Source organism: Candidatus Eisenbacteria bacterium, from assembly GCA_030017955.1.
Classification (GTDB): domain Bacteria; phylum Eisenbacteria; class RBG-16-71-46; order JASEGR01; family JASEGR01; genus JASEGR01.
This window is the reverse complement of the sequence record JASEGR010000098.1, coordinates 1-8,891: the sequence shown is the minus strand read 5'-3', so window position 1 is coordinate 8,891 and position 8,891 is coordinate 1. Positions and strand designations below refer to the sequence as shown.

Below are 8,891 nucleotides of genomic sequence, written 5' to 3'. Positions count from 1 at the left end.
AGAGTAAAAAAGCTGATTAAGCAGAGGGTAATAATATGCCTCTTCACTTTCCACTCTCTACTTTCTACTTTCCAGTATAAGGGTGACAGGCCCATCATTGATGAGGTGAACCTCCATCTTGGCTTGAAACTCACCTGTCTGGACAGGGATGTTCTCTTCCCTCAATCTAAGGATGAATCGTTCGTAAAGATCTTTGGCAAGGGCGGGGTCTTCTGCTTCTGTAAAGGAGGGTCTTCTTCCCTTCCGGCAGTCGCCATAGAGGGTGAACTGGGAGATAATCAGCATCTCCCCGCTTATTTCTCTTAACGAAAGGTTGAACTTTCCGGAGGCATCTTCGAAGATTCTAAGGTCGGGTATCTTGGAGGCAACATAGGAGAGATCCTCCTCTCCATCTCCTTTTGCCACACCGACGAAAACGAGAAGTCCGTTTCCAATTTTTCCACAGAGCTGCTCATCGACATGAACCTCTGCGGATTTGACCCTCTGAATGACCGCTCTCATGCTACCGTGTCCGTGTCTCGTGTCCGTGAAACATTCTCCGGGATTCGCGAGACATAGGCCCGAAACTCCGAACTCCCAACTCCGAACTGTTAACTCTCTTTTTCTTTATCCTTCTTCGCCTGGGCGATGACCCTTTCGGCCATCTGGGCGGGCACTTCCTCATAATGGGAGAATTCCATGGTGAAGGTTCCTCTTCCCCCTGTCTTTGAGTTGAGGTCCGGAGCATATTTCAGCATCTCTGACATGGGGACATTGGCCTGGATCGCCTGATAATTCCCTTTGGCATCGACCTTCAAGACCCTCCCCCTCCGGCTGTTGAGATCGCCGATCACATCGCCGATGTTTTCATCAGGGGCGGTCACCTCCACCTTCATCACCGGTTCAAGCAGCACGGGATTGGCTTCCTGCACCCCTTTTTTAAAGCACATGATCGCTGCAAGTTTAAAAGCCATTTCAGAGGAATCGACTTCATGGGACTTTCCGTCGTAAAACCGGACCTGCACATCCACCACCGGATAACCGGCCAATATGCCGCTCTGCAAGGCTTCAACGATCCCCTTCTCGACGGCAGGAACAAAATTTCTCGGGACATTCATTCCCACAAGGGCATTCTCAAATTCGAAGCCTCTTCCCCTGGGAAGCGGAGAGATATCGAAATGGACCTCCGCAAACTGGCCTCTTCCACCGGTCTGCTTCTTATGGCGGTAGACGACCCCCTCCTTCGATCCCCTGATCGTCTCTTTATAGGGGACCTTTGGAGTGCTCAGATTCACCTCCACGCCGAATTTTCTTTTTAATTTCTCAACGATCACCTCCACATGGGTCTGCCCCACTCCGGAGAGGAGGATCTCTCCGGTCTGCTCATCCCTGCCCATCATCATGGTCGGATCTTCTTCATGAATACGGGCTAATGAGGAGGTGATCTTCTCCTCGTCTCCTTTTGATTTTGGTGTCAGGGCATAAGAGATCATGGGTAGAGGCAGCTTGGTCTCTTCAAAAACGATTGGATTCTTCTCATCACTGAAGGTATCGCCGGTGGTCGTCTCCTTCAATTTGGCCACAGCAACAATGTCCCCCACGGTCGCAAACCCTACGGGTTTCTGTTTCTTCCCTTCCAGTAAGAAGATCTGGCCGATCCTCTCCTTCACCTCCTTTTTGGAATTGTAAACAGCCGAATCGGCGTTGATGCTTCCCGAATAGACCCGAAAAAGGCTCAGCTTTCCTGCAAAAGGATCGGCGATCGTTTTGAAGACGAAAGCGGATAAGGGGCTATCCTCCTTCGGTTCTCTCGAAACAACCTCCCCTGTCTTCACGTTCTTCCCCTCAACCTTTCCCCTCTCCGGAGGCGAAGGGAAGCAGCGGACGATCAGATCGAGAAAGGGCTGGATTCCTATATTTCGGATGGAGGAACCACAGACAGCCGGCACCAGCCTTCTTTCCACCGTCCCTTTACGGAGGCATTTTAAGACCTCTTCGGTGGTGACCTCCCCGGACTCCAGATATTTTTCCATCAATTGATCGTCCATCTCCACCACCGCTTCGATCAACTTCTCGCGGAGTCGCTCCACCTCTTCCTTCAACTCGGGAGGAACCTCCTTGACCTCAAACTGTCCGCTTCCGTTATCCCGGTAGAGATAAGCCTTTCTCTCAATCAGGTCGACCACTCCCTTGAAGTTTCCATCCCCTCCGATGGGAAGCTGAACAGGCACAGCAGGCTGTGAGGGAAAGCGCTTCCTCACCGCTTCAACCACCTTGAGAAAATCGGCCCGCTCTACATCCATCTTGCTAACATAGAGGATCCTGGGCACCTGAAACTCATTGGCATATCCCCATACCGTCTCTGTCTGGACCTTCACTTCCGAATTCCCGGCCACCACGATGACGGCTCCGTCCACCACTCTCATCGAGGCCTTTGCCTCTGCAATAAAATTGGCATACCCGGGTGTGTCAATCAGATAAAACCGGTGTTTGTCCCATTCGAAATGGGCAAGGGAGGCGCTGATGCTGATCTTCCGGTGGATCTCCTCCGGCTCAAAATCCATCAAAGAGGAACCATCATCCACCCGTCCCAGACGTGTATTCTCTCCCGTATCCAAGAGGACCGCTTCAGCCAGAGAGGTCTTCCCCTCCCCGCCATGGCCAAAGGTGCCGATGTTTCGAATGTGGCTCGGTTCAAATCGTTTCATCTTCTCTCCTTTCTCCTATCCTCTGAATGGCAATGGAAACAGTTTATAAACTACCTTATTCCCTGAATAAAATCAACCCTTCGATCTTTTGAGGACGCCAAAATGGATGTAGAAATCTTCCCGTTTTATCCCTCAACGACAAATTGAACAGACTTGTGAATATTGAATGATAGTAGGCCTTTTCTGAAACTCTTTGACAGCCTTTTGTTCCCCTATCATTTCAGTTTGAAGAGATGAATGGCATTTTCATAGCCAACCTTATTGGCAAGCTCAGGAGGCAGGACCGTCAGCAGGTGTTCCGTTTCAACTCCCTTCCCTCTGGGAGGTCCAATCTGTTTGGGGAATCTCGGCGATGCATAAAACTGATCGCTCCCTATGACAAACCGATCCGGATAGGTTCGGATCAGGTTGAGCCATTCCGGTTTGATCCGGAAGTCCTCTGTCAGGGGCCTCGCCTCAGCCAGGCTGTCCCGCCTGATCTTGAAGCTCATATAGAGGTTGGAATGCCTTCCCAACAGTTGGGCACAGAGCTCAGGGGTGCGGTGTCCGGTATTGCACCATCCCGCATGGGCCCAGATGACCCTGGCATTGCGGTTGTGAGCCAGCAACCGCTCGAAGGCTGCTATGTTTGCGCGCAGGACCTTCGGATTATGAGGTGATTCAAGCCTCCTGACCTTTGGCAGGTCCATATCTTCAGGAACAGCCTCCATATGGATGTCAATGGGCACTCCGTGGCGCGCAGCAATGTCAGAGAGAAGCAAGAATAAGGGATGATCCGGAGGGGCCGATTCATAAGGATGGTCGTAACTCAAGGAGAGGTGCTCTGCAGTGAGTTCTCCGAAGCCAATAGCTCCCTTCGAAAGGATCTCGAGGGCCTTTTTCTCGAACTGGTTCTCCACCCCCCGTCTGATTGTCCCTTCCTGCACGGCCTGATGAATCATCACATTAAGCGTTCCGCCGCCTCCCAGAAAGGCAAATCGGTCGGGGAATTTCTTAACAACGCCAATCAAGTCCTCAAAAGTGTATTGATTGGGATGTTCCGGAGAAAAAGGGGGTGGCATGACAAACAATTTCTTGATGCCGAACTGCTTCATGGCAGCCATGGCAACTTTAGCCGCTCCCTCATAGTCGACCTCCTCACCATCCAGACGCCTGCCGAAACGTCCGGCGAGATGATTGTGTGTATCAATAAACCCGGTTGTCTTCTGCGAGATGGACTCCTGGGGACTGCCTGCGGGCTTCCTCTCAATATTCTCTGAAACAGTGGGAGCGCAACTCGAAAAGATCGTGATCAGGCATGCCGCTGCAGCAATGATCAAGCAAATTCCTCTCATCCTCTTTTCCCCTTTGATGGCAAGCGCCCTGGCCCGCCTATGGCGGGAATGTCAGGGACAGGATGTTTTATTATACTCTCAGCGCTATGAGATTGAAAGCACTAAACTACCTCGCCTCAAAGGCAAGGGGTTTCCAACATCGCCGAAGAAGATACTGAGTCTGCCTTGGGCAGGTGGGCAAATTCTACGTGAGAAAATACCTTTTGCGGAAAGAGGGGCCAGCGTTTCATGGGTGACACCTTATCTAATAGAAATGTCCGCTTTTTTACTAATCAGTCCATAATTGTATGGACGTCGAAGACTAAGTACATGATTCCATAAATACACTAACGTGTTATACATGACGATAAATAGGTCCTGTGTAGTTTGTCATTCCGGGCTTGACTAAGCCTGCCCCGTGCTTGACACGGGGGAATCCCCTGCCTACCGGCAGGCAGGAGTGTTTTCCTGGATTCCTGCTGGAGTTTACCCCGTACTTGATACGGGGCAGGAATGACGTCCTTTTCCGTGATTAATGTTGTTGCGTATAGACCTCTTAGGGGCATAGAGAAAAAATACGTTAGCGTATTTATGAACCAATGTACTAAGCCGTTCGTGCTGAGCCCTTCCTTCGACTTCGCTCAGGACATTCGGGGAAAACCGTTCGCCCTGAGGCTCTCGAAGGGACGAACGGTTCGCTCAGAACAGGCCCTGTCGAAGCATGAACGGCGTGGCTGCGCACCCTTCGACCTGTCTGCCAGGCACAGGCAGGCAAGCTCAGGGTGAACGGTAAAAGTTTCACTGAACAATATTAGGGTTATGGAAGATTTTCGGAAGAATATGTCTTCTCAATTATGGACTGATTAATAACTACCGTCGCCTTGCTGATATCTGTCTCGAACAGGTTCTGTTCGAAGAAGCTCACCTGGTGGTTGACTCCCGCTGCTTGGGCATTCTCCCTGCTTTCCTTGATGCGCTCCGGATCGAGGTCGACACCGACGCCTCTTGCCCCCGCTCCTTTGCTGCCATGATCACGATACGCCCGTCCCCGCACCCCAGGTCGTAGACCAGATCTTCGGAGGTCAACTTGGCCACCTTAAGCATCTCTGCTGCGATCCCGTAGCTTGTGGGTTCGTAGGGGACGTCGAGTGCCGGCTTCTCCTTAGTGCTCCCTTCATTCCCGGTGCACAGCGGGCCTCCCCACGGCAAGGGGATCAGGATGAGTGCCATGAGGAGGATCGCACCCGTTCTTCCCATACGCTCTTCTTCCTTGAGATAATGTCTGCCCCGGAAATTGGAACCCGCCCCCAATGACATTGACAATTGAAGATGTGATCCCAATTCGATTGCAGCGAAGCTGCTACCGGGCGCTGGCGTAGTACTCCACTCGGCGCTCCAGATAGGCGATGGCTTCGGAGACCAGGAACGCGAAGGCAAAGACGACAATGACGAGGGCCCAGAATTCCTCCATTAGGAAATACTTGGAATACAGCTCGAACAGTTCTCCCACGCCGATGATCGAGACCAGGGGCTGGCCAATCACCACTCCCTTCACGCCCCGGATCGCCCCCAGACGGACCCCGGTCAGGATCTCCGGCAGGGCGCTCAGGATCAGGACCTTGGTGTAAATCTGGTATCTCCGGGCGCCGAAAGAGCGGGCCATCTCGATCAGTGACTTGTCTGCTTTGCTGATCCCCACCTGGGTGTCGAGGACGATGACAAAGACGGCGAACAGGAAGACCGTCGCGACCACCGTCGTCTCCCCGATCCCGAGCAACCCCATGAGAATGGGGACCAGGGCGGAGATGGGCGCGCTCACGAAGACATTGACCCAGGTGCCGAGGATCTCTCCGACAGTCTTCGCGCGGGCCATCAACACGCCGAGCGCAATGCCTACGATCAGCGCCAGCGACATCCCTATGGCGAACGAGCGCAGGGAGATCTCGGCCGCTTTGATGAACTTCTCACTGGGCAGAATGGTCACTCCTGTCACAATGATCCGGGTAAGCGGAGGGAAAATGCTTAAGACTCCAACCCGTCCGATGAATTCCCACACGAGGAACCAGAACAGAAGGGAAACACTTAGCGGAATCTTTTTGCCAAACAGTTGCATTATGTGCTCCGATTAGCTCAGGTATTTCTTCAAAACCTGCCAGATCCTATCCACGGCGTCCAGGTAGTTCTTGTCACGACGGATCTCGTCAGGGTTCTTGCTGCCCCGATCGATGTTCGGCTGGATGATCTGCGAGACCGTTCCTGGCCTCGCCGAAAGGAGGACGATCCGGTCGGAGAGATAAGCCGCCTCCTCGATGCTGTGGGTCACGAAGATCACGGTCTTCTGCCGGTGCTGGAGGAGGTCGAGCAGGTCCTCCTGGAACTTCCGCCGGGTCTGTTCATCCACCGACGAAAACGGTTCGTCCATCAGGATGATGTCAGCATCGACGGTCAGGGCGCGGGCCAGCCCGACGCGCTGGCGCATCCCGCCGGAGAGCTGATGAGGGTAGCTCGATTCGAAGCCGGTCAGGCCGACCTCGTCGATGAATTTGCGGGCGATCTCGAGCCTCTGCTCCTTGGAAACCCCTCGAAGTTCCAGCCCGAAGGCGACGTTGCGAACCACTGTGGCCCAGGGCAGAAGGGCAAAGTCCTGGAACACGAAGGCGCGCTCCGCCCCAGGACCATCCACCCGCCCCCCCTTCACCCAGACCTCGCCCGTGGTGGCCGGAATCAGGCCGCCGATGATCTTGAGAAGGGTGGTCTTGCCGCACCCGCTCGGCCCCAAAAGTGTGCTCAGTTTGCCCGCGGGGAAACAGATGTTTGCCTCCCGCAAGGCCTCGACCCCCGTCTCGTATGTCTTGCCGATATCCTTGAGTTCTACAATCGCTTCGTCCGACATGGTTTAGGATCCTCTCATTTCGGGGGGAAACAGCCTGCGCTCGAGCCGCTCGAGGGCGTGAATGGTCACAGCGGCGATCAGGATGATGGAGGCCACCGCGGCAAACATCTCAGGAAAATCTGCAACGGAACTATGATAGGTGATCAGATCGCCGATCCCGGTCGGCGTGATCAACAACTCCGCGATCACCACCCCGATGAATCCCATGGCCAATCCTAATCGAAGCCCGGTGAAGATCATCGCTGCGGCGTGCGGAAGAACAATCTTCACCACCACCTGCGTCCGGGTCCCCAGAAACGCGCGACACATCTGAATCAGCGAGGGATTGGCATTGCGGATTCCCTTGTAGGAATTCATGACGATGACCGGCGCCGCCAGGATAGCCACAGCCAGGACCTTCGAGGTGAGTCCGATCCCATAGATGTAGGTCACCAGGGGAACAACGGCAGCCATGGGCGCCGCCTGCAGGATGACGAAGACCGGTAGGCTGAGCCACTCCATCGCACGGGAGAGCCCCATCCAAATCCCGAAACTGACCCCGATGATTCCGCAGATGATGAACCCGATGATCAGCGGCTGCGTCGTGGAGAGGTAAGCCTTGAGAAAGCTGCCATCCGCCGTCATGCGAAAGAACGCCAGCAGCGTCTTGCTAAACGGAGGGAAGGCAGCGCTAATCGGCCAGCGGCCGGCAACCTCCCAGAGGGCAAAAGCAAGGGCAAAAGAAATGAGAAGCCAGGGGACGCGTCGTCCCCTGGGTTGGTTCGTTTGCACCATCAATGTTTTCAATCACGAAGATCGTCTTCGGAGAACGGGTTCGTTGTCCTGTCACTTGCCGAGCTTCGTGATGGCCTCCTTTAATGGCGCCAAATGCCAGAAGTCCTCGACCTTCAGGTCCTCTCCCTTGAGCTGGCCGGAAAGTCTAAAGAACTCCAGGTCGGTCTTAGGCGCCAGCCCAGCCCCGCCGTCGTTGGAAATGATCTCGTTCTTGACAGCCTCCTCATAATAGGGGGTGATTTCGGCTTCCACCTTGGCTGGCAGGTCTTTCATGATCCCCAGCTTCTTCCGCTCCTCTGCCGGGAACTTCGGGTTCGCATTGATCTGGCGGGACACCCTGAGCAGCTCCTCCACGAAGATGGTCACCGCAGCGTGGTTCTTCTCCAGGAAATCCCTGGTTGCGAACAGAGACTCGTCGCTGGCCTTCACCTTGCCGAGCGGCAGGATGAGAAATTTGTCAGGGGCTTCCCTCATCACGTAACTCCTGTTCGTCGCGTCAAGGATCGAGGCCTTAATGGTTCCTCGCAGCAGTCCCAGGGCGCGCACGTCGGAACCGGGGACGTAGCTGATGTTCTTGTACTTGATCCCGTGCTCTTTGGCCATCAAGTTCATGATCGCCTCGGTCCCGGAACCCCGGGCATGGACCGCGATCTCCTGGCCGTCGAGGTCCTTCCAGATCTTGTAGAACTCCTTATTGACGATCGGGAAGAACTGAAGCGCATAGAGCTGGTAGAAGAACCGGATGGGAATGGTCACTTTTGGGATGGCCGCATAAGGGGTGCCCTGCCCCACATCGACCTGGCCATTAATCACGGCCTGGGTCGCCAGTTCTTCGCTTTTAAAGGCTGTCACTTCGACATCCACCCCACGCGCCTTTGCCCGCTCGATCGCAATTAGGAGCTGCAGATCGTCCGTGCCGAGCACATCGCCCAGGCCATAACGGATCTTTGTCCGGGTCTGGGCGCCCAATGAAGGCAGACTAATGGCCAGACAGACAAGAAGAACAACCACCATTGCCACTTTTGTCCTGATATTCATGTTTTCCTCCTTTCGCCTTCCGTGGGTCTGACCGGAAGGAATGAGAACTCACTTCAGGGTGAGTTAGCCAATTCAAGAATTCAAAGCGTAATATTTTCGGTTAGCTATTGGACACATCCTATGTCGATCAACCCAATTTTATTTATTCGATTACGCTCCGCCTGATACTTTCTTGTCCCCTTCTTC

Annotated in this window: 7 protein-coding genes and 1 pseudogene; all 8 read right to left on the bottom strand. The window is 54.0% G+C overall.

Annotated features, from left to right (window positions below; all coding sequences use genetic code 11):
- Positions 1-57: 57 nt before the first annotated feature.
- The 8 genes and pseudogenes from dtd to QME66_11830 all read right to left on the bottom strand — a co-directional run bounded on the left by dtd (position 58) and on the right by QME66_11830 (position 8,705).
- A complete protein-coding gene (dtd, locus tag QME66_11865; protein MDI6809659.1) occupies positions 58-501 on the bottom strand; it encodes a D-aminoacyl-tRNA deacylase in 444 nt (147 codons plus the stop codon).
- An 89-nt stretch (positions 502-590) separates the two neighbouring features.
- Positions 591-2,687: an elongation factor G gene (fusA, locus tag QME66_11860; protein ID MDI6809658.1), complete on the bottom strand. Its 2,097-nt coding sequence runs from the start codon at positions 2,685-2,687 to the stop codon at positions 591-593.
- Positions 2,688-2,902: 215 nt separating this feature from the next.
- A complete protein-coding gene (locus tag QME66_11855) occupies positions 2,903-4,021 on the bottom strand; it encodes an amidohydrolase family protein (GenBank protein MDI6809657.1) in 1,119 nt (372 codons plus the stop codon).
- 847 nt (positions 4,022-4,868) lie between these two features.
- A pseudogene (locus tag QME66_11850) lies at positions 4,869-5,107 on the bottom strand (class I SAM-dependent methyltransferase).
- A 253-nt stretch (positions 5,108-5,360) separates the two neighbouring features.
- A complete protein-coding gene (locus QME66_11845) occupies positions 5,361-6,113 on the bottom strand; it encodes an ABC transporter permease subunit (protein MDI6809656.1) in 753 nt (250 codons plus the stop codon).
- Positions 6,114-6,125: 12 nt separating this feature from the next.
- Entirely contained in the window at positions 6,126-6,893 is a 768-nt protein-coding gene (locus QME66_11840) for an ABC transporter ATP-binding protein (protein MDI6809655.1), read from the bottom strand.
- Positions 6,894-6,896: 3 nt separating this feature from the next.
- Positions 6,897-7,679, bottom strand: coding sequence for an ABC transporter permease subunit (locus tag QME66_11835; protein ID MDI6809654.1), 783 nt, complete (start codon positions 7,677-7,679; stop codon positions 6,897-6,899).
- Between the two features lie 39 nt (positions 7,680-7,718).
- Positions 7,719-8,705: an ABC transporter substrate-binding protein gene (locus tag QME66_11830; protein ID MDI6809653.1), complete on the bottom strand. Its 987-nt coding sequence runs from the start codon at positions 8,703-8,705 to the stop codon at positions 7,719-7,721.
- Positions 8,706-8,891 lie beyond the last annotated feature (186 nt).